Raw genomic sequence first — 23,722 nt, forward strand, 5'->3', positions numbered from 1 at the left:
CCTGGCGCTGCTCGGCACAGCGGGTACCGCGGTGCTACTTGGTGAGGTCGCCGAACTCCGCCTCGAGGGCGGCGCGCTGGTTGGTCCCCAGGCCACGAACACGTCGGGACTCAGCGATGTTGAGCCGCTCCATGATCTGCTTGGCACGGACCTTGCCCACGCCGGGAAGGGATTCGAGCAGCGCTGAAACCTTCATCTTGCCGATGACGTCGTCTTTGAGGCCGTTCGACAGGACCTCCGACAGCGAGATGCCGCCGTTCTTCAGCTTGTTCTTCACCTCCGCGCGCTCTTTTCTGGCCTTGGCGGCTTTCTCCAGAGCCGCAGCGCGCTGTTCGGGTGTCAGGGGAGGAAGGGCCACGCCGGGTCACCTCGGATTTCTACTCGTTTACAGAGGGCGGACGCCTGCGCAAGTTAGTAGGTCCGACCCGTGTTAGGCAACGCAAAGTGCCCCTTCAGCGGCTATTTCGTCAAACTAACTACCTGAAGTAATCATCCGATTGCAGCAAGAGACGAAAATCAGGACCTTGGTCCCGGCTACGTGGCGTGCAAAGCGCGCCACCAGCGGAAGCCACCCAGGGGTGACCCGGGTCACTCTCGGCAGCATGTCCGGAGTTTCGGACACGCCCAATTCACGGTGCACGCGATACATAATGGGGGAGTATCCACGTCACCGTGATGGTCCGTCCCCGGCCGCACCGTCCCTCGACCGGTGGCGCCCCGCACCGACGAGGAGCGCCCGCCGCCTTGTCCTCCCTCCCCGCGTCGTACGGGCCACGCACACCCGCTAGACCCCCGCGGCGGCCCTGCGCACGGCCGCCGCGATGGAGGCGGCGGTCGCGCCGGGATCCGGCGCCCGGGTGATGGGACGGCCGATGACCAACAGGTCCGCACCGTCCTCCACCGCCCTCTCCGGCGTCGCCACACGCGACTGGTCTCCCTTGTCCGCCCCCGCCGGACGCACGCCCGGCGTGATGAGGGTGACGTCCGGCCCCACCTCGGCCCTCACCAGGGTCACCTCGTGCGGCGAGCACACCAGGGCACGGGCCCCGGCCTCCACCGCCAGTACCGCCAGCCGCCGCACCGCGTCCTCGGCCGGACCCGCCAGGCCCACCTGCTCCAGGTCCGTCTCGTCCATGGAGGTGAGGACCGTCACGGCGGCGATCTCGGTGTCCGGGGCCGCCTCGACCGCGGCCCGGATCATGTCCGCTCCGCCTCCGGCGTGCACGGTGAGGATCGAGGGCCGCAGGCCGGCGACGCTGCGCGCGGCGCCGGCGACCGTGGCCGGGATGTCGTGCAGTTTCAGGTCCAGGAAGACCCCCACGTCACCGGCCTCGCGCACCGCCTCGACCACCTCGGGCCCATAGCGCAGGTACAGCTCCAACCCCACCTTGACCGTGCTCACGTGCGGTGCGACCGCCGATGCCCAGGCGACCGCCGTCTGGAGGTCATCGGCGTCGAGGGCGACGGCGATGGGCGCGGAGGATGCGGGCATGTCGGTGTCTCCAATCGTGTGCGGCCGAGCCCGAAGGCGCGCGCAACGCACGGATGTGCTTACGGACGTGCTTACAACGGCATTTGAGGATGCACGTTCGCCGTCATGTGCACGCCACCAAGGTGTGCGGTTCCCCGTGGAGGACCGCTTCATGCGTCCCCCACTGGTCACTTCCCCGTAACGGCCTTCCAGACGGCCGCAGGCGTGAGCTTCGTCAAAAGGGTCGGGAGGGTGCCCAGTCGCATACGTTCGGCCGCACAGAGCCACCTCAGGGCTGTTCAGGCCGGTCAGGGCGCTTGTGCGGCGTGCCCCTCCCCCGGTCACCCCCCGACTCCCGTGCGGTGGGCCGCTCCCACGACGTCGGAGGCCCGGGAGAGGCCGCGGGCCTCCACCAGGTCGGTGAACTCCCGGAGCACACGCGCACAGGCCGAGGGGTCGGAGAAGTTGGTCGTGCCGACGGCCACGGCGCTCGCCCCGGCGGACATGAACTCCAGCACGTCGGCACCGCTGCGGACCCCGCCCATCCCGATGATGGGGATCTCCGGAAGCGCCTCGTGTACGCGATAGACGCAGCCCACCGCGAGCGGGCGGATGGCCGGTCCCGACAACCCGCCCATCCCACCGGCCACCGCCGGGCGCAGGGTGCGGGTGTCCACCACCATGCCGCGCAGCGTGTTGACCATGGACAGCCCGTCCGCGCGCGCCTCCACGCACGCCTCGGCCAGCTCCACGACGTCGGGGACGTCGACGGCGAGCTTGGCCAGCACCGGCAGGCCGGAACGGGTGTGGGAGCGCACCGTGCGCACCACCGCCGCGGCCCGGGCGGGATCGTCGGCGAAGTGCCGTCCTGCGGGATCGGCCGGATCGGGACAGGAGAGGTTGACCTCGATCGCGCTGACCCCGTCCGCCTCCGAGACCCGTCTGGCCAGTTCACCGAACTCCCCCACCCCCGCACCGGCCACGGACACGATCGCCCGCCCGCCCCTGGAGAGCAACCAGGGCAGATCACGTTGGAGGAAGACGTCCACGCCGGGGCCCTGCATGCCCGTGGTGCTGAGCATCCCGCTGGGCGTCTCGGCCATGCGCGGGGCGGGCCGTCCCGCGTGAGGTTCCAACATCATCGACTTGGTCGTGACGGCCCCGATCGAGGCGATGTCGAAGAACCGGGCCAGCTCGCGGCCCGCTCCGGCGCACCCGGCGGCGGTCACCACCGGATTGGGCAGTTCCAGACCGCCCAGCCGGACCCTGAGGTCTGCGTTCACTCTTCCCCTTCTCCCACAACCCGGTCTCAGGCGATGTCGCGGGCCGACTCGGCCGCGCGCGCGGCACTGGAGCCCTTCCAACCGGGGGCTCCCAGAGCGTCGAAGGGGATGGTGCCCACGTCGTCGAAGCGCACCTGTTCACCCCGGAACACCGGGCCGTCCACGCATGAGCGCACCATACGGGTGATACCGTCCTCCCCCACCACCGGGATGACGCAGGTCATGCAGATCCCGGTGCCACAGGCCATCGTCTCCTCCACGGCGACCTGGACGGGGATACCGTGAGCGCTCGCCACCGCGGTGACCGCGCGCAGCATGGGCATGGGTCCGCACGCGTAGACGGCGTCGGTGCGGCACTCCTCGATCACCCGGCCCAGAACGTCGGTGACCCGGCCCCGGGTACCGAAGGAACCGTCGTCGGTGGTGAAGGTCGCCGTCTCGGCGACCCTGCGGGCGGTGATGGCGCTGAACACCCCGTCGGCGGAGGCGGCGCCCAGCACGAAGTCGACTCGGCATCCGCGCCTGCGCAGCGACTGGGCCAACGGGAACAGCGGGGCGCTTCCCGATCCCCCGCCCACCAGAACGCAGTTGACCGGGTCGCGCGGCAGGGGGAAGGGACGCCCCAGGGGACCGACCACGTCCAACAGATCCCGCGGCCTCCTCTCCGCCAACCAGGCGGTCCCGCCACCGCGCACCGAGAACAGGAACTCGACGGTGCCGCCGTAGTCGGGTTTGACGTCGTGGATGGCGAAGGGGCGTCGCAGCAGCGTGCTGGAGTGGTCGCCGCCGACCGCCACCGACACGAACTGTCCTGAGCGGAAGCGTTCGACGATGCCCGGGGCGACCACGGTGATGGCGTAGTAGGCGTCCACCCTGCGCACGTTCAGCACGGGGCACCGGGCCTGCACCGGTCCGTTGTCGCTCATCAGGTCGTGGCGTCGGCGCGCTCGGTACCTGCGGACCGGGGCGCCGGCGCCGCCCTCCCCCCTGTGGAATTCCTGGTTGCCCTGTCCGACAACCGTATCGGCGGAGCGCCGCGGACACACACCGTCCGCGACGCCCAGCGCCTCACCGTAGGCGGCTGGCGTTGAGACTCCGCGCGTGTTCCTGGAGGGAACGCACGCCCAACTCGCCACGTGCCCGTGCCTCGATCGCCTGCACCGCGGCGGACAGGCCCTGCACGGTGGTCACGCTGGGCACTCCGCGCACCACGGCCGCGGTGCGGATCTCGTACCCGTCCAGGCGCGGACCGGCCTGCCCGGCGCCACCGAAGGGTGTGTTGACGATGAGGTCGACCCCGCCGGCCTGGATGAGCTGCACGATCGTCGGCTCCCCGGCGGGACCGCTGCCCTCGCTGTGCTTGCGCACCACGGTGGCGTGCACGCCGTTGCGGCGCAACACCACGGCGGTGCCCTCCGTCGCCAGGATCTGGAAGCCGAGATCGGCCAGGCGCTTGACCGGGAAGATCATCGACCGCTTGTCCCGGTTGGCCACCGAGACGAACACTCGGCCCTTCTCGGGCAGGGACTCGTTGAGGGCCAACTGCGACTTGGCGTAGGCCGGGCCGAAGCTGGTGTCCAGGCCCATGACCTCGCCGGTGGAGCGCATCTCCGGGCCGAGGACGGTGTCGACGCCCTCCCCTTCCTTGTCGATGAACCGGTTGAAGGGCAGCACGGCCTCCTTGACCGACACCGGGGCGTCCACCGGCAGGTCACCACCGTCGCCCTCGGCGGGCAGCATGCCCTCCTCGCGCAACTGGGCGATGGTGGCCCCCGCCATGATGCGGGCGGCGGCCTTGGCCAGCGGCACCGCGGTGGCCTTGGACACGAACGGCACGGTGCGCGAGGCGCGCGGGTTGGCCTCCAGCACGTTGAGGACCCCGAAGGCCAGGGCGTACTGGACGTTGAGCAGACCGCGTACCCCGGTGCCCCTGGCGATGGCCTCGGTGGAGCGGCGGATGCGCTCGATGTCCTCGCGGCCCAGCGTGATGGAGGGCAGGGTGCACGCCGAGTCGCCGGAGTGGATCCCGGCCTCCTCGATGTGCTCCATGATGCCGCCCAGGTACAGGTCCTGCCCGTCGTAGAGCGCGTCGACGTCGATCTCGACCGCGTCGTCGAGGAAACGGTCGATGAGCACCGGGTGCTCGGGGCTGACCTCGGCGTTGCGCTCGATGTAGTCGGCGAGCATCTCCTCGCTGTAGACGATCTCCATGCCCCGACCGCCCAACACGTAGGAGGGGCGGACCATGACGGGGTAGCCGATCTCGTCCGCGGCGGCCTTGGCCTCGGCGAAGGAGTAGGCGGTGCCGTACTTGGGCGCGGTCAGACCCGCGGCCTCGAGGACCTTGCCGAACTCACCGCGGTCCTCCGCCAGGTCGATGGCCTCGGGACTGGTCCCGATGATGGGCACCCCGGCGTCCTTGAGGCGGCGGGCCAGGCCCAGGGGGGTCTGGCCGCCCAGTTGGACGATGACACCGGCGACCGGTCCCGTCGCCTGTTCGGCGCGCACGACCTCCAGGACGTCCTCCAGGGTGAGCGGCTCGAAGTAGAGACGGTCGCTGGTGTCGTAGTCGGTGGAGACGGTCTCGGGGTTGCAGTTGACCATCACGGTCTCGTATCCGGCCTCGGAGAGGGCGAAGGAGGCGTGGACGCAGGAGTAGTCGAACTCCACCCCCTGACCGATACGGTTGGGCCCCGAACCCAGGATGATGATCTTGGGGCGGTCCCCCGTGGGGACCTCGGTCTCCTCGTCGTAGCTGGAGTACAGGTAGGGCGTCTGCGCCTCGAACTCGGCGGCGCAGGTGTCCACCGTCAGGTAGACCGGGTGGATCCCCAGGGCGTGGCGCAGTTCGCGGACCACGTCCTCGCTCTTTCCTGTGATCTGGCCGATCTGGACGTCGGAGAAGCCCAGGCCCTTGGCCTCCCGCAGGAGGTCGGCGTCGAGCTTGGTCGCCCGGGCCAGGACGCGGGCCGTCTCCTCCAGGCGCAACATCTGGTCCAGGAACCAGGGGTCGATGCGGGTGGCCTCGTGGATCTCCTCCACGCCGGCTCCCGCGCGCAGCGCCTGCTGGACCTGGCGCAGGCGGTGTTCGGTGGGGACCGCGGCCTTGCGCAGCAGTTCGTCCTTGTCGCCGGGTTCGCCCTCCCACGTCAGGCCGACCCCCGACTTCTCCAGGGAGCGCATGGCCTTCTGTAGGGCCTCGGGGAAGGAGCGACCGATGGCCATGGCCTCGCCGACCGACTTCATGGTCGTGGTCAGGCCGGGGTCGGCACCGGGGAACTTCTCGAAGGCGAAGCGGGGCACCTTGACCACGACGTAGTCGAGCGTGGGCTCGAAGCTCGCCGGTGTCTTGCGGGTGATGTCGTTGGGGATCTCGTCCAACGTGTAACCGATGGCGAGCTTGGCGGCGATCTTCGCGATCGGGAAACCGGTGGCCTTGGAGGCCAGCGCCGAGGAGCGCGACACCCGCGGGTTCATCTCGATGACGATGACCCGGCCGGTGTCGGGGTGGACCGCGAACTGGATGTTGCAGCCGCCGGTGTCCACACCCACCTCGCGGATGACCGCGATGCCGATGTCACGCAGCCCCTGGTACTCACGGTCGGTGAGGGTCATGGCGGGGGCGACGGTGATGGAGTCACCGGTGTGCACGCCCATGGGGTCGAGGTTCTCGATGGAGCACACGACCACGACGTTGTCGTTGGCGTCGCGCATCAGCTCCAGCTCGTACTCCTTCCAGCCGAGGATGGACTCTTCCAGGAGCACCTCGGTGGTCGGGGAGAGCGCCAGACCCTGGCCGGCGATACGGCGCAGTTCGGCCTCGTCGTGGGCGAACCCCGAACCCGCGCCGCCCATGGTGAAGGAGGGGCGTACCACCACGGGGTAACCGAGTTCCTCGGCCGCGGACAGACATTCGTCCAAGGTGTGGCAGATGCGCGAACGCGCGGACTCACCGCCGATGCGCTCGACGATGTCCTTGAAGCTCTCGCGGTCCTCGCCGGCCTGGATGGCCGCGATGTTGGCGCCGATGAGCTCGACGCCGTACTTGTCCAGGATGCCGGCCTCGCTCAGGGCGACGGCGGCGTTGAGGGCGGTCTGGCCCCCCAGGGTGGGCAGGAGCGCGTCGGGGCGCTCCTTGGCGATGATCTTCTCGATCATCTCGGTGGTGATCGGCTCGACGTAGGTGGCGTCGGCGATCTCCGGGTCGGTCATGATCGTGGCGGGGTTGGAGTTGACCAGGATGACCCGGAGCCCCTCGGCCTTGAGGACCCGGCAGGCCTGGGTGCCCGAGTAGTCGAACTCGGCCGCCTGCCCGATCACGATCGGACCCGAGCCGATCACGAGTACTGAGGAAAGGTCACTACGGCGCGGCATGCTCTTGTTCCTTTGACTACTTGGCAGCCGGAGCGGGCTGGGCGGACATCAGGTCGACGAACGCGTCGAAGAGATCGGCGGCGTCGTGGGGGCCCGCGGCGGCCTCCGGGTGGAACTGGACGCTGAAGGCGGGGCGCTCCAGCAGCCGCAGGCCCTCGACGACCTGGTCGTTGAGTCCCACGTGGCTGACCTCGGCCCGACCGTAGGGGGTGTCGAAGGGCTCGCCGATCGGGGCGTCCACGGCGAAGCCGTGGTTCTGGCTGGTGATGGCGACCTTGCCGGTGCGGGTGTCGAGCACCGGCTGGTTCACGCCCCGGTGACCGAAGGTCAGCTTGTAGGTGCCAAGCCCCAGTGCCCGTCCCAGGATCTGGTTGCCGAAGCAGATGCCGAAGAAGGGCTTGCCCGCCTCCAGGACACCGCGCACGGCGGCGACGGGGCCGTCCGCGGCGGCGGGGTCGCCGGGACCGTTGCTGAAGAAGACACCGTCGGGGTCGAGGGCGAGGATGTCCTCGGCGGTGGCGGTGGAGGGCAGCACGGTGACGCGGCAACCGCGCTCGGTCAGGCGCTGGGGGGTCATGGACTTGATCCCCAGGTCGACGGCGACGACGTGGAGGCGGGCCTCCACCCCCTCGGGGGGCGACACCTCGTAGGCCCTGCCCGTGCTGACCTCCCCGGCCAGGTCGGCGCCGGCCATGGGGGGCTGCTGCCGCACACGGGACAACAACGCCTCGGGGGCCGTCTCGGTGGTGCTGATGGCGGCGCGCATGACGCCCTTGTCACGCAGATGCCGGGTGAGGGCGCGGGTGCCGGTCAGGGCGATCCCGACCACGCCCTGCTTGCGCAGCTCCTCGTCGAGGGTGCCTCGGGCACGCCAGCTGGAGGAGATGCGGGCGGGTTCACGGACGACGTATCCGGCCACCCAGATACGTCCGGACTCGGGGTCGTCGTCGTTGATGCCGGTGTTCCCGATGTGGGGAGCCGTCATCGCCACGATCTGACGATGGTAGGAGGGGTCGGTGAGGGTCTCCTGGTAGCCGGTCATCCCGGTGTTGAAGACGATCTCCCCGAAGGTCTCGCCCGTGGCGCCGAAGGAGCGCCCGTGGAAGACACGACCGTCCTCGAGTACCAGAATCGCCGATCCGTGCTCGGACACGCTTTCCCCCTCCTCGGTGCCCGGGCTGGCCTGGGCGTTCACTGTCGTGCTCACTGGATCTTCCCCTCAAGGACGGTCGGGGCGCCGCGCAGGAACGTGGCGCGCACCCGGCCGGGCAGGGTCATGCCCTGGAAAGGGGTGTTGCTGCTCTTGGTGACCATGGAGGCCCCGTCGACCTCCAAGGGCGCGGCCGGGTCGTACAGGACGACGTTGGCCGGCTCTCCGACCCCCAGGCCGCGGCCGTGGTCGTGGACACGGCCGATGCGGGCCGGTGCCGAGGACATGCGGTCGGCGACGTCCTCCCAGGTGAGAAGTCCGGTGTCGACCATGGTGTGCTGCACGACGGCCAAGGCGGTCTCCAGCCCGACCATTCCCATGGCGGCGGTGGACCATTCGGTCTCCTTGGCCTCCGCTGGGTGGGGCGCGTGGTCGGTGGCGACGATGTCGATCGTGCCGTCGGCCAGGCCCTCACGTAGTGCCCGCACGTCCTCCGCGGTGCGCAGGGGCGGGTTGACCTTGTAGATCGGGTCGTAGCTCTCCACCAGTTCGTCGGTCAGGAGCAGGTGGTGCGGGGTGACCTCGGCGGTGACGTCGCAGCCACGGGCCTTGGCCCAGCGGATGATGTCGACCGAGCCCTTGGTGGAGACGTGGCACACGTGTAGACGCGAACCCACGTGCTGGGCGAGCAGACAGTCCCGGGCGATGATCGCCTCCTCGGCGACCGCGGGCCAGCCGGGCAGCCCGAGCCGGTCGGAGACGCATCCCTCGTTCATCTGGGCGCCCTCGGTCAGGCGCGGCTCCTGCGCGTGCTGGGCGACGACGCCGTCGAAGGCCTTGACGTACTCCAGGGCGCGGCGCATCAGCAGGGCGTCGGAGACGCAGACGCCGTCGTCGGAGAAGACGCGTACCCCCGCGGCGGATTCGGCCATGGCCCCGATCTCGGCGAGCCGCCGCCCGCCGAGGCCGACGGTGACGGCGCCGACGGGACGTACGTCGCAGTATCCGGCCTCGCGTCCGAGTCGCCAGACCTGTTCGACGACGCCCGCGGTGTCGGCGACGGGGTCGGTGTTGGCCATGGCGTGGACCGCGGTGTAACCGCCCATGGCGGCGGAACGGGAGCCGCTGGCGACGGTCTCCGCGTCCTCGCGGCCCGGTTCGCGCAGGTGGGTGTGCAGGTCCACCAGTCCGGGCAGGGCGATCAGGCCGGTGGCGTCGACGACCCGAGCGCCCTCGGGGGCGTCGAGTCCCCGCCCGGTCCCGGCGATGACGCCGTCGGCGAGGAGCAGGTCGACGGGGTCGCCGCCCATGGGGCGGGCGCCGCGGATCAGGTGTGGTGCGTTGGTGTCGGACATCGCGGTGCTTGTTTCCTCGTGACTTTCTGGAAGGGGAGAGGTCGCGCCGGGCGCCGGGCCGTCCACCCGGCACCCGTGGGAGCGCGGTGTCCTCAGGAGCCGCTGAGCAGCAGGTAGAGCACGGCCATGCGCAGGCTGACACCGTTGGCGACCTGCTCGGTGACCGTGCACCGGGGCGAGTCCGCCACCTCCGCGGAGATCTCCATACCGCGGACCATGGGTCCGGGGTGCATGACGATGGCGTCCTCTGGCATGCGGGCCAGGCGTTCTGCGTCCAACCCGTAGTTGCGGCTGTACTCGCGTGTGGAGGGGAAGAAGGACTCGTGCATGCGTTCGGCCTGCACACGCAGCATCATGACCACGTCGGCCTTGGGCAGGACCGTGTCGAGGTCGTAGGAGACCTCGCACGGCCAGGTGTGCACCGAGACCGGCAGCAGGGTGGGCGGCGCGACCAGGGTGACGTGCGCGCCCAGGGTGGTGAGCAGCAGCACGTTGGAACGTGCGACACGGCTGTGCAGGATGTCGCCGACGACGGCCACGCGCAGTCCTTCGAGCCTGCCGAGGCGCGAACGCATGGTGAAGGCGTCCAGCAGTGCCTGTGTGGGGTGTTCATGGGTACCGTCGCCGGCGTTGAGCACCGAGCCGTCGACCCAGTTGGCGAGGCGGTGGGCGGCTCCGGAGGCGCTGTGACGGATGACGACGCCGTCGGCGCCCATGGCCTGTAGCGTCAGCGCGGTGTCCTTGAGGCTCTCGCCCTTGGAGACGCTGGAGCCCTTGGCGGAGAAGTTGATGACGTCCGCGGACAGGCGTTTGGCCGCCAGTTCGAAGGATGTGCGGGTGCGGGTGGAGTCCTCGTAGAAGAGGTTGACCACGGTGCGTCCGCGCAGGGTGGGCAGCTTCTTGACGGAGCGGTCGCCGACCTGTGCGAGTTCGGTCGCGGTGTCCAGGATGAGGGTGGCCTCGTCGCGACTCAGATCACCGGTGGAGAGCAGGTGGCGCATCAGTCGTTCCCCTCGGTGGTGGAGGGTGACGGGGAGGAAGGATCCTCGGCCGAAGGCCGGCGGTTGAGGGTGGTGGAGGGTGACGGGGAGGAAGGATCCTCGGCCGAAGGCCGGCGGTTGAGGGTGGTGGAGGGTGACGGGCGGGAGGGGCTGAGCAGCACCGCGTCCTCCCCGTCGGTCTCCTCCAGGCACACGGTGACGTTCTCTCGCAGGGAGGTGGGCAGGTTCTTGCCCACGTAGTCGGCGCGGATGGGCAGCTCGCGATGACCGCGGTCGACCAGGACCGCGAGCTGAACCGCTCGGGGACGGCCGAGGTCCCCGAGTGCGTCGAGGGCCGCGCGGACGGTGCGACCGGAGAAGAGGACGTCGTCGATGAGGACGACGACGCGATCGTCCAGGCCGCCCGTGGGGATCTCGGTCCTGCCGAGGGCGCGGACGGGGGAGGATCGCAGGTCGTCGCGGTACATGGTGATGTCGAGCGAGCCCACGGGGACGGACATCTCCTCGACCCGTTCGATACGCCGTGCCAGGCGTCGGGCCAGGGGGACTCCGCGCGAGGGGATGCCCAGAAGGGTGACGTCCTCGCCGCCTTTGGTGCGTTCGAGCACCTCGTGGGCGATACGGGTCAGCGCCCGGTTGATCTCGTTGCCGTCCAGAACCGCGCGGGCGCCTTCGCGCGCCCGGGGAACACCGCCGTCGGCGTCACCGTCGGCCGGTTTTCGCGCATGCAAAGTAGTGACCCCTTCCCTGCCTCACTGAACAGGTCGTTAAAGGATGTCGATCGCATCCACGCTACCAGCGGTTACTCGGACCGCCTGAGGGCGGCCGACGAACCTCACCCACGAATGTGACTCTGGTCACATTCTGGGCGGCCATGCGTCCGACTGAAAACGGGGGCGTCACCACCGACCAGGCCTCACGGCAAAAGGGGCGAAGCGTGAAACTCCCTATGGGATCGGGCTTTTCGCGTCAGAGTGACGCACGACTCGTCCTGATCGGTCCAGAGATGAGAGGTGTCTCACTTACGCACGGTTTGGCCACTGATTAGTCGCGTTTCGTACCAACGGCTTGACCTGGGAGGCAGACCCCCCTACCGTCACTGTCTGTAACCACTGCCGGGTGGGGTTGCATCCCGTGACCATCCGCTGGACCGCCCAGGCGGCCCGCCGAGTACGAGCGGACGTCTCCCCCACCACGCCAGCCACCGTCACGGCCGGGAGCGCAAAAGATGCCATCCGAATACGCCAAGTCCCTCGGTGCGCGACTGCGTGCCATCCGCACCCAGCAGGGTCTGTCCCTGCACGGGGTGGAAGAGAAGTCCCACGGACGCTGGAAGGCCGTCGTGGTCGGCTCCTATGAGCGTGGCGACCGCGCCGTCACCGTCCAGAAGCTCGCCGACCTGGCCGACTTCTACGGCGTCCCGATGTCGGAACTGCTGCCCGGAGGCGCCGCGCCCGCACCGTTGGGCCCCACGCCCAAACTGGTCATCGACCTGGAGCGCATGCAACAGCTGCCGCAGGAGAAGGCCGGGCCGCTGTCGCGCTACGTGGCCACGATTCAGAGCCAGCGCGGCGACTACAACGGGCGCGTGCTGTCCATACGCCAGGAGGACCTGCGCTCACTCGCGGTCATATACGACAAGTCGCCTGGCGACCTGACCGAGGAGCTCATCAACTGGGGCGTCCTCGACCCTGAGGCCCGTCGCGCGGTCGACGCCTTCTAGGGACGACACACGATCTTCGCCTACGACGAGAGTCGGCGGCCGAGGCCGCCGACTCTCGTCGTGTTCGAAGACATGCACGTGCGCGCTCCACGGACGGCACGACCGGACGTGGGGCTTCCCCTCCCCAGCCCGGCCGTACCGCCCTCCACCATAGGGGGGCTCGGCGGAGTTGCGTCGAACACGTGTTCGACGCGGTCCAGTTAACACCAGTCCACGAAAGGCGTCAAGGATTCTTGCGGTGAGCCACGCCGGACCCGGGTCTGTCCGGGGACGAGGGAATTAGTGTTGTGTCGTGGCAGCCGATACCGAACTGCGTGAACTGGCCCCTCCCGCCTTCACGCACGCCGTCCCCGCGCTCCTCCAGGTGTACGAGGCGGCCATGCGCCCGCCTCCGGAACAGCTGCCCGGGCGGGCCGGCGTCATGAGCGGTCACGCCCACCACCCGGGTTTCCGCTCGGTGGTGGCCCTGCGTGAGGGGTCGCCGGTGGGCTTCGCCTACGGATTCCGTGGAAGCCGGGGTCAGTGGTGGTACGACACGGTCAGGGCGGCGATGTTGGCGAGCGGACGTGCCCGGCAGGTACGCCGCTACCTGACCGACCCCTGGGAGGTCGCCGAGGTCCACGTCCACCCTCGGGCACAGAACCAGGGCGTGGGGCGCCGTCTGCTCCACGCCCTGTGCCAAGGGCGGCCGGAGAGCAGCGCGGTGCTCTCCACCAGGTCGGGGCCGTCCGCCGCGCGGCACCTCTACCGCTCGTGCGGGTTCATCGAGGTGCTGGAGGACTTCGCCTTCCCCGGCAGTCCTGAGCAGCCCTTCTCGATCATGGCCGCCCGGCTCCCCCTCACCGGCTCCGACGACCGGAGATCTCCTGGTAGATCTGCCTGGTGGCGGTGGACTGGTTCGAGGTGATGAAGTGGATCCCCGGCGCACCCTCGTTCAGTAGCCGCTCGCACATGCGTTGGGCGTGCTCGATCCCGAAGGCCCGCACCGCTTCGGTGTCGTCGCCGAAGGACGCGAACTTCTCCGCCAGGTCACGCGGGAAGGGCGCCCCCGAGAGCTTCTCCGAGCGTGGGATGAAGGAGGTGCGCACCACGGGGAAGACCTCGGGGATGATGGGGACCTGGCAGCCCCGCGCCGCCACCCTGTCCCGCAGGCGCAGGTAGTCCTCGGGGTCGAAGAACATCTGCGTGATGGCGTAGTCGGCCCCCGCGTCGCACTTGCGCACGAAGTAGTCGGTGTCGGTCTCCACGTCGGCCGAACGCGGGTGCTTGTACGGAAAGGCCGCCACGCCCACGCAGAAGTCGCCACTGTCCTTGATGAGACGGACGAGCTCATCGGCGTAGGTCAGCCCCTGGGGGTGCCTGATCCACTCGCCGTCGGGGTCGCCGGGCGGGTCGCCGCGTACGGCGAGCATGTTGGACACCCCCGCGTCGGCCAGGCGTCCCACGAGGTGGCGGAGCTCGGCCACCGAGTGGTCCACCAGTGTCATGTGCGCCACCGGCAACAGAGTGGTGTCGGTGGCGATGCGCTCGGTGGTCTCCACCGTGAGACCGCGCGTGCTGCCACCGGCACCGTAGGTGACCGAGACGAAGGAGGGGCCGAGGGCCTCGATCTCCCTGATCGCACGCCACAACCGTTCCTGCGCCTGGGGGGTGCGGGGCGGGAAGAACTCGAAGGAGAACATCGGCTCGCCCGTGTTGAGGAGATCACGGATATGACGCGGCCGAGGGGCCGGTGTCCTGTGCGCCACGGGGCGTGTCGGTGCTGCCAGCATGCACACCACCTTAGGCCAGGCCCCCTCACTTGATGGAAGCGCCATCCCACTCCGTGAGATCGGTGTCGCGTGTCACGCTTCGAGGCAGGGATCGAGCGCATCATATAGCCGCTAATGTGCAGGATATGGCCGCTTCCTCTTCCTCGTCCGTCTCACCCGTCTCCGTGATCCGCTCCGAGGTGGACCGCGAACTGAGCGAGTTCCACTCCACCCGTCGCACCCAGTTGCTGGAGATCGGTGAGGAACTGGCCCCGGCGTTGGACGCCTTGGAGGCGATGCTCTCCGGCGGCAAGCGCCTGCGCCCCACCTTCTGTTACTGGGGGTGGCGCGGCGCGGCCGGCGCGCCCGGTGACGAGCGGATGATCCGTGCCGCCGCCTCCCTGGAGTTCCTCCAGGCGTGCGCGCTCATCCACGACGACGTGATCGACAACAGCGACACTCGGCGCGGACTGCCCGCCACCCACAAGCGGCTGGCCAAACTGCACGCGGACCATGGATGGAGCGGTGACAGCGAGGAGTTCGGCCAGGGCGCGGCGATCCTCATCGGCGACCTGTGCCTCGCCTGGTCGGACGAGATGTACCAGGCCAGCGGGTTCGACGCACGGGTGCTACGGGACGGGCGCCCGCCGTTCGACGCCATGCGCACCGAGGTGATGGCGGGGCAGTACCTGGACACGCTGGAACAGGTGCGCGGCACCACCACACGCGAGGCCGCGCTACGGGTGATGCGCTACAAGTCCGCCAAGTACACGGTGGAACGTCCACTGCACGTGGGCGCCGCCCTGGCCGGCCGCCAGGACCTGGCGCAGGTGTTCACCGATTACGGCATCCCTTTGGGCATCGCCTTCCAGCTGCGCGACGACGTGTTGAGCGTGTTCGGCGACCCCTCCACCACGGGCAAGCCCGCGGGCGACGACCTTCGCGAGGGCAAGCGGACACTGATCGTCGCCGAGACCCTGGCGCGAGCGAGCGCGGACGAGGCCGAACGCTTCCGTTCCCTGCTGGGCGCACCGGATCTGTCGGTGGAGTCGGTGGAGTGGATGCGCTCGGTGATCGAGGGCTCCGGAGCGTTGGCGGTGTGCGAGGCGATGATCACCGAGTACGCGGAGCGGGCCGTGGCCGCCCTGGAGAGTCCCGAGCTGGACGCGAGCGCACGCGAACCGCTGCGTCGACTGGTGGTGGACGCCACCGAGCGCTCCTTTTGACAGACCCCTGGGGATTTCAGGAGAACCTCCCACGGAGGTTCGTTGTGCGTCACCCCACCCTCCGGTTGAATTCCTCACAAGACATATCGCGTAACCGGGGGGATCCGTCATGTCCGGGCACACCGTCTCCCGCGGTCCGGTGAACGCGGGCGAGCGAGCGCTCGCCCCCGACCTGGCCCGCGGTTCCATGCTCTTGTTCATCGCGATCGCGAACACGGTCTGGTACTTATGGGCGTTCCCTCGCAGCGGCGTCAACGCCCATCCCGTGTCGGGGAACGCGTGGGACTCGGCCGCGCAGTTCCTCACCGTGGTGATGATCGACATGCGCAGCTATCCGATGTTCGCCTTCCTGTTCGGGTACGGCATGGTGCAGCTGGCCCGACGTCAGGAGGCCGCGGGCACCGACGAGCGGGACGTGGACGCCTTGCTGCGCCGTCGCAATCTGTGGCTGATCGCCTTCGGTCTCGTGCACGCCGCGCTGCTGTGGATCGGCGATGTCCTGGGGGCCTACGGCCTGGCCGGGCTGCTGCTGGGATGGCTCCTCTTCCGCCGTCGGGACACCACCGTGCTGCTGTGGGCCGGTGTGCTCACGGGACTGATGCTGCTGTTGTCCGCCTTCAGTCTGTTGGGGCCGGCCCTCACACCCGGCGACGCCACCGCGCCGGAGGGCTTCGGCACCGAACAGGTGGCCGCCAACATCAGCGAGGTCTCCCCCGTGGCGGCCGCCCTGGAGCGCCTGCTCTTCTGGCCGCTCGTCTCCCTGAGCCAGGGGCTGATGAGCCTGGCCGTGCCGACCGCGATCCTGCTCGGTTTCTGGGCGGCGCGCCGCCGCGTCCTGGAGGAACCGGGTCGCCATCTGGTGTTGCTACGTCGGGTGGCGCTCGTCGGGATCGGCGTGGGTTGGGCGGGCGGACTTCCCGCAGGACTGGCCCAGGTGGGTCTTTGGGATCTGAGCCCACTACAGAACAACATGCTCAGCATGCCGCACATGGTGACCGGGCTGGCCGGAGGCGTGGGTTACGTGGCGTTGATCACCCTGGTGGCGTACCGGCTCCAGGAGCGCGGACGCACCGACGGCGTGTTGGTGGGCGCGTTGAGCGCCACCGGCAAGCGCTCACTGTCGGCCTACCTGGCCCAGTCCTTGCTGTGCGCCCCGCTCCTGGCGGCCTGGGGCCTGGGGCTGGGCGCCGAACTGAGGTCGTGGTCGATGCTGCTGTTCGCGGTCGGGGTGTGGTCGATGACCGTGATCGCCGCCTACGCGCTGGAGCGCGCGGACCGGCGCGGACCGGCCGAGGCGTTGCTGCGCCGCCTGACCTACCGGCGCCCCGACCGAGGGTCGGCCGGTGCGGACACGGCCGCCGAGGGCGGGATGGTCGACTCCGCTCGCACACCCGTCTCGGAGCCGGGGACGGACCGCGACCGGGAACACCGCACCCACTGATCTCCGACGCGAAAAAGGGGCGTGCCGGTCAGTGCCCGGCCCGCTCCCGTAACGGAGGATGGGGTGCCATGGGCGACGATCACACGACAAACCACACCATAGGGGTGACCGGAGCGACCGGGGCACTGGGCGGGCGGGTCGCCGCCCGCATCGCGAGGTTGGGGGTGCCCCAGCGGCTCATCGTACGCGACATCAACCGGGCTCCGGAGTATCCCGGCAGCAGTGCGGCGATGGCCGCCTACGAGGACACCTCCTCCTTCGAACGGGCGTGCCGGGGGGTGGACACGCTCTTCCTCGTCTCGGCGACCGAGTCCGAGGACCGCGTCGACGTGCACCTGAGCGCGGTGGACGGGGCGGTCAAGGCCGGGGTCTCCCGGATCGTCTACCTGTCCTTCCTGCGGGCGGGCCCGGCGTCGACGTTCACGTTCGCGCGCACGCACTTCTTCACCGAGGCGCACATCAGGTCCACGGGGGTGCGGTACACGTTCCTCAGACCCAGCCTCTACCTGGATCTGCTGCCGGACTGGGTGGGCGACGACGGAACGGTGCGGGGCCCGGCCGGCGAGGGCGAGGTGGCGTGGGTGTCCCGGGACGACGTCGCCGACGTGGCCACGGCCGTGCTGACCGACCCGTCGACCATGCTCGACTCCGACAACACCACCTACGACGTCACCGGCCCCGAGGCACTGTCCCTGAGGGCGACGGTGGACAGGCTCAGCACGCTGACCGGACGCAGCATCGACTACGTGCCCCAGTCGCGCGAGGAGGCCCTGGAGTCGCGTCGGGCCGCCGGCGCGCCGGAATGGGCCGTCGAGGGATGGGTGTCCTCCTATGAGGCGATCGCCGCCGGAGAGCTGAACGTAGTCTCGTCCACCGTCTCCGACCTCACCGGACACCCTGCCCAGTCCATCGAGGGTTTCCTGCGGCGTCACCCCAGTGCCCTGTCGCACGTCGCCGTCTGATCCCGACCGCTTCCGGACACCGTCGCGCCCCGTGCGCGACGGTGTCGCCGTCCCGACGGGAAACCGGGAACCTCCCGCCGCCGGATCCCCGGCCGAGGTCGGAACCGGTCCTCACCGCGGGTCGGCGTGGGCCACCAGGCGCTGTCTCAATCCGGCTGCGGCGGCACGGGGGTCCTCGGCCTCGGTGATCGCCCGTACGACCACCACGCGGCGGGCGCCGGCCGCCAGCACCCGGTCGATGTTGCCGGCGTCGATCCCGCCGATGGCGAACCAGGGGCGTTCGGAACCCAGCGCGGCGGCCCGCTCCACCAGCTCCACGCCGGCCGCGGGACGGCCCGGCTTGGTGGGGGTGGCCCACGTGGGACCGACGCAGAAGTAGTCGCTGCCGGGTTCCTCGGCCGAGGCCGCCGCGGCCGTGATGTCGTTGTTGGACCGGCCGATGACGGGATCCGCGCCGATGATGTCGCGGGCCATGGGCACGGGAAGATCGCGCTGCCCCAGATGGAGAACGTCGGCGCGCACGGCACGCGCGATGTCGGCTCGGTCGTTGACCGCGAGCAGGGCGCCGTGCCGTTCGCACGCCTCCCTCATGACCTCCAGGGCCGCGATCTCCTCTCGAGCCTCCAGTCCCTTGTCCCGGAGTTGGATGATGTCCACTCCTCCGGCCAGGGCCGCGTCGGTGAACTCCGCCAGGTCGCCCTGCCGGGTCCGGGCGTCGGTGCACAGGTACAGAAAAGATGCGTCCAGGCGCTTGCGCAGGCTGGTTCCGTGGCTGGTCCTCACCCTGTCCACCCTAGGGCCTGGCACACGTGGACCAAAGGGGAGGGAACACGGCGGCGCGCCCCTCCCCCTCCTTCGGCGTCCGTGGAAGGCGCCCGACGGTGAGGACTACAGGGCCAGACTCTGCGCGCGGCGACGCACCTCGGTGCCCCGATTCTCGCGCATGGCCTCGATGGGTCTGCCCGGCAGGGAGGCGTCTTCGGTGAACAGCCAACGCAGGGCCTCCTCCGTGGAGAAACCCGCGTCGCTGAGCAGGACCAGTGTGCCCGGCAACCCCTTGACGAGGTCGTCGCCGTCGATGAACGCGGCGGGAATGCACAACTCGCCGTGGCGGACCACACCCATCATGCGGTTCTCCCGGATCAGCGTCTTGATCCGGTTCGGACTCACGCCCAGCGGCGCGGCCGCCTCCTTGAGGGTCAGCCACTCGCCGACCAGAGTGTCGATGTCGAGGTCGTTTCGTGTCACCAGACCAATCTGCCACATCCTGGGGTACCGATCACCTCCTCGGCGCGCACACGTCGTGTGCGGACGGTCTCCTCACAGTTCACGGGCGAGCAGCGGGATCTGTCCGCCCGCCAGGACCGCCTCGACCTGGCGTTCGGACAGGGAGTGTCGCAGCCGGTGGTCCTCCCCCTTGGTCTCGTTGCGCAGGATCAGCTCCCGTGGCCCGCGCAGGGCGCCGGGCAGGTCCTCCAGTACCAGCACGTCCCCCTCCTCGATCCGGTCGTAGTCGTCGGGATCGTCGAACTCCAGAGCGAGGACACCGAAGTTGGCCAGGTTCTGCCAGTGGATGCGGGCGAAGGACTTGGCCACCACCGCGTGCAGACCCAGGTAGCGCGGGGTGATGGCGGCGTGCTCACGTGAGGAGCCCTGGCCGTAGTTCTCCCCTCCGACGACGAAGTGGCCCGTACCGTCCGCGCTCTCCGCCGCGCGCCGCGGGTAGTCCGGGTCGATGCGCGTGAAGGTGAACTCGGCCAACCTCGGCACATTGGACCGGTAGGGCAGGGCCGCCGCGCCCGCGGGTGAGATCTCGTCGGTGGAGACGTCATCGCCCACCTTGAGAAGGACGGGGGCTCTGACCCGTTCCGGCAGTGGCGGAAAGTCCGGAAGCGAGGAGATGTTGGGCCCCTTCACCAGTTCCGCGCGCTCCTCCCCGGGCTCGGGCGGCGGAGTGAGCATGCGGGTGTTGACGCTGTGCCGCTCGGGCAGCGACGGCCGCGGATTTCCCAGACCGAGTTCCTCCGCCAGGTCCCGGGGGTCGGTGATGACGCCGGTGAGGGCGGAGGCCGCAGCGGTCTCCGGAGAACACAGCCACACCGAGTCGTCCGCCGTTCCCGAACGTCCCGGGAAGTTACGGGGGAAGGTGCGCAGGGAGTTCTGTCCCGCCGCGGGGGCCTGGCCCATACCGATGCAGCCGAGGCAGCCGGTCTGATGGATACGGGCGCCCGCGACGATGAGGTCGGTGACCGCGCCCATGCGGGTGAGGTCGGTGAGGATCTGGCGCGAGGAGGGGTTCACGTCGAAACTCACCGAGGCGTCGGTCTGGCGCCCCCGCACGATGGCCGCGGCCACCGCGAAGTCGCGCAGTCCCGGATTGGCGGACGAGCCGACGACGACCTGGTCCACCTTGGTCCCGACGACCTCCCGTACCGGGACCACGTTGCCGGGAGAGGAGGGCTTGGCGATCAAGGGCTCGATCGTCGACAGGTCGATCTCCTCGGTCAGGTCGTAGTGGGCGTCCTCGTCGGCGAGCAGTTCGGTGAAGTCCTCCTCACGCCCCTCCTTGCGCAGGAACTCGCGTACGGCCCCGTCGGAGGGGAACACCGTGGTGGTGGCGCCGAGTTCGGCGCCCATGTTCGCGATCACGTGCCGGTCCATCGCGTCGAGGGAGGCCAGCCCCGGGCCGTGGTACTCGATGACGCGGTTCAGTCCGCCCTTGACCCCGTGGCGACGCAACATCTCCAGGATCACGTCCTTGGCGGAGGTCCATGGCGGAAGCTGACCGGTCAGCCGCACACCCCAGATCTCGGGCATGCGGATGTGAAGCGGCCTGCCCGCGATGGCCATGGCGGCCTCCAGTCCTCCCACACCGATCGCGAGCATCCCCAGGGAGCCGGACGCGCAGGTGTGGGAGTCCGACCCCACCATCGTCTTGCCGGGGATCCCGAACCGCTGCATGTGCGTGGGGTGTGAGACGCCGTTGCCCGGCTTGGAGTACCACAGACCGAACCTTCTGCACGCCGACTCGAGGAAGACGTGGTCCTCGGCGTTCTTCTCGTCGGACTGGAGGAGGTTGTGGTCCACGTACTGCACGCTGACCTCGGTGCGTGCCCGGTCGAGTCCGAGCGCCTCCAACTCCTGCATGACCAGGGTTCCGGTGGCGTCCTGGGTGAGGGTCTGGTCGACCTTGATCCCGACCTCGGTCCCCGGTGTCATCTCCCCCGACACCAGGTGGGATTCGATGAGTTTGTGCGTGACGCTGGCGCCCACGGCGGTCCCCTTCCGCTGTCCGAACCTGCATGGCGGGCACCTGGCCGTGCTGGTGGGTGCCCGTGCCCCTCCCGCTACCCATGTCGGCCGAAACCGTGCGGTGCGCCACCGGCCGGGGCGTCCACCCTCATCGACGCTAGAATGGGGACGGACCCCTACATCCCGCGGGAGCCGGGTGGAACCCGGCTGAGAGGGAGACTGCGAGTCTCCGACCGCACGAACCTGATCCGGATCATGCCGGCGAAGGGAGTGGAACTCAGCGCCGTGCGTACACCGAACGACCTCGGTTCCGTGACGATTCGTCCTACCACCACACGCGATGACGGCGTCGTCGTGGTCGGCGGCGGCCTCATCGGCAGGGTCACCGCCTGGCGTGCCGCCCAGCGAGGGCTGGACGTCACCCTCGTCGAACCCGACCCCGTGGACGAGGTGACCCGTGCCGCCTCCACCGTGGCGGCGGGCATGCTCACCCCCGCCACCGAGGCGGTGTTCGGCGAGGAGCCGCTCATGGAGCTGGGAATCCGCTCCGCGGCCATGTACGCCGACTTCGTCGCCGAGGTGGAGGAGGCCGCCGGGATGAGCGTGGGCTACCGCACCACCGGCACCCTCCTGGTCGCCTTCGACCGGGACGACCTGGCGGTGCTCACCGAACTGCACGAACTCCAGCGCCGCCTCGGCATCGCCACCGAACGCCTCGGGAGCAGGGAGTGCCGTCGGCTGGAACCCATGCTGGCCCCGTCCGTACGCGGCGGCGTCCTGGCCCCCGACGACCACTCGGTGGACCCGCGGCGGCTGCTGCGCGCCCTGGCGGCGGCGGGAACGCGCGTCGGAGTGACCGAGACCACCGGCCTGGCCGAGGAGGTCCTCTCCCCCGGTCCCGGTGGTGCCCGGCTCGGCGTACGGCTGACCGACGGACGGCTCCTACCCGCCGACCAGGTGGTACTGGCCGCCGGCTGCTGGGGCGACCGCGTCCGGGTCCCCGAGGCGGTGGTGCCGCCGCTGCGCCCGGTCAAGGGGCAGCTGCTGCGCGCACGGGTGCCCGCCGGGGAGCCGCCACTGGTCGGCCGTACGGTCCGCGGCCTGGTCAGGGGCTTCACGACCTACCTGGTACCGCGCGCCGACGGAGAGGTGATCATCGGCGCCACCCAGGAGGAACTCGGCCATGACACGTCGCTCACCGTCGGAGGACTGTGGCAGGTCCTGCGGGACGCGCGTGAACTCGTTCCCGGAGTGAGCGAACTGGAGATCACCGAGACCTGTGTGGGGCTGCGTCCGGGCTCGCCCGACAACGAACCCCTCCTGGGCCCCACCCGCCTGCCGGGGCTGCACCTGGCCGCCGGGCACTTCCGTCATGGGGTGCTGCTGGCGCCGGTCACCGGCGAGGCGATGGCCCAGGCCCTGACCACCTCAACCCTGCCGGAGTACGCCCGCCGCTTCGCCGCGGACAGGGTCACGGCACGATGAAGCGCAAGGAGGCGCAGTGGAACTGACCATCAACGGCGACCGCCGCGAGGTCGCCTACGGCACCACCGTGGAGTCGGTCGTACGCGAGCTGACCACCTCGGGGGACGGGGAGATCCCCGGTGGGATCGCCGTGGCCGTCAACGACGAGGTGGTGCGCCGCACCGCGTGGGCCGACAGCGCACTGGAACCGGGCGACCGCGTGGACGTCCTGACCGCCGTACAGGGAGGCTGAGAGGTATGACCGAGCAGACCGCCCGCATCGATGACCCGCTCGTGATCGCGGGGGTCTCCTTCGGCTCCCGCCTGATCACCGGCACCGGCGGAGCCCCCTCCTTGGACGTGCTGGAGGAGGCCCTGCTCGCCTCCGGGACCGAAATGACCACCGTGGCGATGCGCCGCGTCTCACCGGGCGCCCAGGGGTCGGTGTGGGACGTCCTGGACCGTAACAAGATCCGGCCCCTGCCCAACACCGCCGGGTGCTTCACCGCGACCGACGCGGTACGCACCGCCCGTTTGGGCCGCGAGGCGTTGCAGACCGACTGGGTGAAGTTGGAGGTGGTGGCGGACGAGCACACGCTGTTGCCCGACCCGGTCGAACTGTTGGACGCCGCCGAACAACTGGTCGACGAGGGGTTCACCGTCCTGCCCTACACCAACGACGACCCGGTGCTGGCCCGCAGACTGGAGCAACTGGGCTGTGCCGCGGTCATGCCGCTGGCCGCCCCGATCGGCTCCGGCCTGGGGATCCGCAACCCGCACAACCTGGAGTTGATCGTCGAGCAGGCGAAGGTACCGGTGATCGTCGACGCCGGTATCGGCACCGCCAGCGACGCCGCCCTCGCCATGGAACTGGGCTGCGACGCGGTGCTCCTGGCCACGGCCGTCACCCGCGCCCAGGACCCGGTGCGGATGGCCACGGCGATGCGCGACGCCGTGCGCGCCGGTCGCGGCGCCCGCCTGGCCGGGCGCATCCCGGTCCGCCGTTACGCGCAGGCCTCCTCCCCCGGCCTCGACTGAAGGCCCCCGGGCCCAAGGGCACGGGGTCCGACGAAACCGCCCCGGGAACGGGCGAGGATCGGGACACGTCGTCCCCTCTCCCTCCCGTTCCCGGGCCGCGAGACACCCGGTCCCGTGCGTCCTTCGCGCCGCCCCCGCCCACGACACCGGGGAACGAAGCTCCGGCGACCGACCCGCCACCGACCGTCGTCGCCCGTGGTCACGGCCCCTCCGACGGTGAGCGTGAGGGCG

The 23,722-nt window shown here is 70.0% G+C and carries 21 protein-coding genes and 1 riboswitch; of the genes, 8 read left to right on the forward strand and 13 right to left on the reverse strand.

Features of this window, described 5'->3' with window-relative positions; genetic code table 11:
• Positions 1 to 34: 34 nt before the first annotated feature.
• From mihF to pyrR, 9 genes are all read right to left on the reverse strand, one after another.
• On the reverse strand, positions 35 to 358 hold the full coding sequence (gene mihF, locus PFX91_RS00270) for an integration host factor, actinobacterial type (protein WP_285728527.1): 324 nt from the start codon (positions 356 to 358) through the stop codon (positions 35 to 37).
• Positions 359 to 784: 426 nt separating this feature from the next.
• A complete protein-coding gene (gene pyrF / locus PFX91_RS00275) occupies positions 785 to 1,492 on the reverse strand; it encodes an orotidine-5'-phosphate decarboxylase (RefSeq protein WP_285728529.1) in 708 nt (235 codons plus the stop codon).
• Positions 1,493 to 1,812: 320 nt separating this feature from the next.
• Entirely contained in the window at positions 1,813 to 2,754 is a 942-nt protein-coding gene (locus tag PFX91_RS00280) for a dihydroorotate dehydrogenase (protein ID WP_285728531.1), read from the reverse strand.
• Between the two features lie 26 nt (positions 2,755 to 2,780).
• A complete protein-coding gene (locus PFX91_RS00285) occupies positions 2,781 to 3,680 on the reverse strand; it encodes a dihydroorotate dehydrogenase electron transfer subunit (protein WP_285728533.1) in 900 nt (299 codons plus the stop codon).
• Positions 3,681 to 3,822: 142 nt separating this feature from the next.
• Entirely contained in the window at positions 3,823 to 7,128 is a 3,306-nt protein-coding gene (carB, locus tag PFX91_RS00290) for a carbamoyl-phosphate synthase large subunit (protein WP_285728535.1), read from the reverse strand.
• 16 nt (positions 7,129 to 7,144) lie between these two features.
• The gene (carA, locus tag PFX91_RS00295; RefSeq protein WP_285728946.1) at positions 7,145 to 8,281 is read right to left on the reverse strand and encodes a glutamine-hydrolyzing carbamoyl-phosphate synthase small subunit; all 1,137 of its coding nucleotides are present in this window, start codon (positions 8,279 to 8,281) and stop codon (positions 7,145 to 7,147) included.
• Positions 8,282 to 8,331: 50 nt separating this feature from the next.
• The gene (locus PFX91_RS00300) at positions 8,332 to 9,633 is read right to left on the reverse strand and encodes a dihydroorotase (RefSeq protein WP_285728537.1); all 1,302 of its coding nucleotides are present in this window, start codon (positions 9,631 to 9,633) and stop codon (positions 8,332 to 8,334) included.
• Between the two features lie 92 nt (positions 9,634 to 9,725).
• The gene (locus tag PFX91_RS00305; RefSeq protein WP_285728539.1) at positions 9,726 to 10,634 is read right to left on the reverse strand and encodes an aspartate carbamoyltransferase catalytic subunit; all 909 of its coding nucleotides are present in this window, start codon (positions 10,632 to 10,634) and stop codon (positions 9,726 to 9,728) included.
• Entirely contained in the window at positions 10,634 to 11,365 is a 732-nt protein-coding gene (gene pyrR / locus PFX91_RS00310; protein WP_285728541.1) for a bifunctional pyr operon transcriptional regulator/uracil phosphoribosyltransferase PyrR, read from the reverse strand. Before pyrR ends, PFX91_RS00305 begins: the two co-directional genes overlap by 1 nt.
• Positions 11,366 to 11,862: 497 nt before the next feature.
• On the opposite strand from pyrR, the gene bldD reads away from it, so the two are divergent.
• Together bldD and PFX91_RS00320 are read left to right on the forward strand one after the other, a co-directional pair.
• Positions 11,863 to 12,357 carry a transcriptional regulator BldD gene (gene bldD / locus PFX91_RS00315; protein ID WP_285728543.1) on the forward strand — a complete coding sequence of 165 codons (495 nt, stop codon included), beginning with the start codon at positions 11,863 to 11,865 and terminating at the stop codon, positions 12,355 to 12,357.
• Positions 12,358 to 12,649: 292 nt separating this feature from the next.
• On the forward strand, positions 12,650 to 13,264 hold the full coding sequence (locus PFX91_RS00320) for a GNAT family N-acetyltransferase (protein ID WP_285728544.1): 615 nt from the start codon (positions 12,650 to 12,652) through the stop codon (positions 13,262 to 13,264).
• Here the strand turns inward: PFX91_RS00320 and metF are convergent.
• Positions 13,197 to 14,039: a methylenetetrahydrofolate reductase [NAD(P)H] gene (metF, locus tag PFX91_RS00325; protein ID WP_285728947.1), complete on the reverse strand. Its 843-nt coding sequence runs from the start codon at positions 14,037 to 14,039 to the stop codon at positions 13,197 to 13,199. The genes PFX91_RS00320 and metF overlap by 68 nt on opposite strands.
• 215 nt (positions 14,040 to 14,254) lie before the next feature.
• Between metF and PFX91_RS00330 the strand changes: the two genes are divergently transcribed.
• The 3 genes from PFX91_RS00330 to PFX91_RS00340 all read left to right on the forward strand — a co-directional run bounded on the left by PFX91_RS00330 (position 14,255) and on the right by PFX91_RS00340 (position 17,737).
• Positions 14,255 to 15,334 (forward strand): polyprenyl synthetase family protein, encoded by a 1,080-nt coding sequence (locus PFX91_RS00330; RefSeq protein WP_285728545.1) that lies wholly within the window; start codon positions 14,255 to 14,257, stop codon positions 15,332 to 15,334.
• Between the two features lie 109 nt (positions 15,335 to 15,443).
• Positions 15,444 to 16,775 (forward strand): DUF418 domain-containing protein, encoded by a 1,332-nt coding sequence (locus tag PFX91_RS00335; RefSeq protein WP_285728546.1) that lies wholly within the window; start codon positions 15,444 to 15,446, stop codon positions 16,773 to 16,775.
• Between the two features lie 68 nt (positions 16,776 to 16,843).
• A complete protein-coding gene (locus tag PFX91_RS00340; protein ID WP_285728547.1) occupies positions 16,844 to 17,737 on the forward strand; it encodes an SDR family oxidoreductase in 894 nt (297 codons plus the stop codon).
• A gap of 111 nt (positions 17,738 to 17,848) precedes the next feature.
• On the opposite strand, the gene thiE is transcribed toward PFX91_RS00340, so the two are convergent.
• The 3 genes from thiE to PFX91_RS00355 form a co-directional block, all read right to left on the reverse strand.
• A complete protein-coding gene (gene thiE, locus PFX91_RS00345) occupies positions 17,849 to 18,520 on the reverse strand; it encodes a thiamine phosphate synthase (protein WP_285728548.1) in 672 nt (223 codons plus the stop codon).
• A 105-nt stretch (positions 18,521 to 18,625) separates the two neighbouring features.
• The gene (locus PFX91_RS00350) at positions 18,626 to 19,003 is read right to left on the reverse strand and encodes an Rv2175c family DNA-binding protein (protein WP_502888219.1); all 378 of its coding nucleotides are present in this window, start codon (positions 19,001 to 19,003) and stop codon (positions 18,626 to 18,628) included.
• 54 nt (positions 19,004 to 19,057) lie between these two features.
• Positions 19,058 to 20,956: an aconitate hydratase gene (locus tag PFX91_RS00355; protein WP_502888232.1), complete on the reverse strand. Its 1,899-nt coding sequence runs from the start codon at positions 20,954 to 20,956 to the stop codon at positions 19,058 to 19,060.
• Positions 20,957 to 21,164: 208 nt separating this feature from the next.
• Positions 21,165 to 21,276: riboswitch (TPP riboswitch) on the forward strand.
• On the opposite strand from PFX91_RS00355, the gene thiO reads away from it, so the two are divergent.
• The 3 genes from thiO (at position 21,245) to PFX91_RS00370 (ending at position 23,491) form a co-directional block, all read left to right on the forward strand.
• Positions 21,245 to 22,474 (forward strand): glycine oxidase ThiO, encoded by a 1,230-nt coding sequence (gene thiO, locus PFX91_RS00360; RefSeq protein WP_285728552.1) that lies wholly within the window; start codon positions 21,245 to 21,247, stop codon positions 22,472 to 22,474. Its footprint overlaps the riboswitch before it by 32 nt.
• A 16-nt stretch (positions 22,475 to 22,490) precedes the next feature.
• A complete protein-coding gene (gene thiS, locus PFX91_RS00365; protein WP_285728553.1) occupies positions 22,491 to 22,706 on the forward strand; it encodes a sulfur carrier protein ThiS in 216 nt (71 codons plus the stop codon).
• Between the two features lie 5 nt (positions 22,707 to 22,711).
• Positions 22,712 to 23,491, forward strand: a complete 780-nt coding sequence (locus PFX91_RS00370; RefSeq protein WP_285728554.1) for a thiazole synthase — start codon at positions 22,712 to 22,714, stop codon at positions 23,489 to 23,491.
• Positions 23,492 to 23,722: the final 231 nt, after the last annotated feature.

The organism is Nocardiopsis sp. ATB16-24 (assembly GCF_030271535.1).
GTDB lineage: Bacteria > Actinomycetota > Actinomycetes > Streptosporangiales > Streptosporangiaceae > Nocardiopsis.

Bases quoted from the DNA above. Each gene is read 5' to 3' on its own strand.
- PFX91_RS00300 (WP_285728537.1), bottom strand. From the start codon at position 9,633: ATGTCCGACACCAACGCACCACACCTGATCCGCGGCGCCCGCCCCATG.
- PFX91_RS00335 (WP_285728546.1), top strand. From the start codon at position 15,444: ATGTCCGGGCACACCGTCTCCCGCGGTCCGGTGAACGCGGGCGAGCGA.
- PFX91_RS00340 (WP_285728547.1), top strand. From the start codon at position 16,844: ATGGGCGACGATCACACGACAAACCACACCATAGGGGTGACCGGAGCG.
- PFX91_RS00355 (WP_502888232.1), bottom strand. From the start codon at position 20,956: ATGACACCGGGGACCGAGGTCGGGATCAAGGTCGACCAGACCCTCACC.
- pyrF (WP_285728529.1), bottom strand. From the start codon at position 1,492: ATGCCCGCATCCTCCGCGCCCATCGCCGTCGCCCTCGACGCCGATGAC.
- thiO (WP_285728552.1), top strand. From the start codon at position 21,245: ATGCCGGCGAAGGGAGTGGAACTCAGCGCCGTGCGTACACCGAACGAC.
- PFX91_RS00305 (WP_285728539.1), bottom strand. From the start codon at position 10,634: ATGCGCCACCTGCTCTCCACCGGTGATCTGAGTCGCGACGAGGCCACC.
- PFX91_RS00330 (WP_285728545.1), top strand. From the start codon at position 14,255: ATGGCCGCTTCCTCTTCCTCGTCCGTCTCACCCGTCTCCGTGATCCGC.
- PFX91_RS00350 (WP_502888219.1), bottom strand. From the start codon at position 19,003: ATGTGGCAGATTGGTCTGGTGACACGAAACGACCTCGACATCGACACT.
- metF (WP_285728947.1), bottom strand. From the start codon at position 14,039: ATGTTCTCCTTCGAGTTCTTCCCGCCCCGCACCCCCCAGGCGCAGGAA.
- PFX91_RS00370 (WP_285728554.1), top strand. From the start codon at position 22,712: ATGACCGAGCAGACCGCCCGCATCGATGACCCGCTCGTGATCGCGGGG.
- carB (WP_285728535.1), bottom strand. From the start codon at position 7,128: ATGCCGCGCCGTAGTGACCTTTCCTCAGTACTCGTGATCGGCTCGGGT.
- bldD (WP_285728543.1), top strand. From the start codon at position 11,863: ATGCCATCCGAATACGCCAAGTCCCTCGGTGCGCGACTGCGTGCCATC.
- PFX91_RS00285 (WP_285728533.1), bottom strand. From the start codon at position 3,680: ATGAGCGACAACGGACCGGTGCAGGCCCGGTGCCCCGTGCTGAACGTG.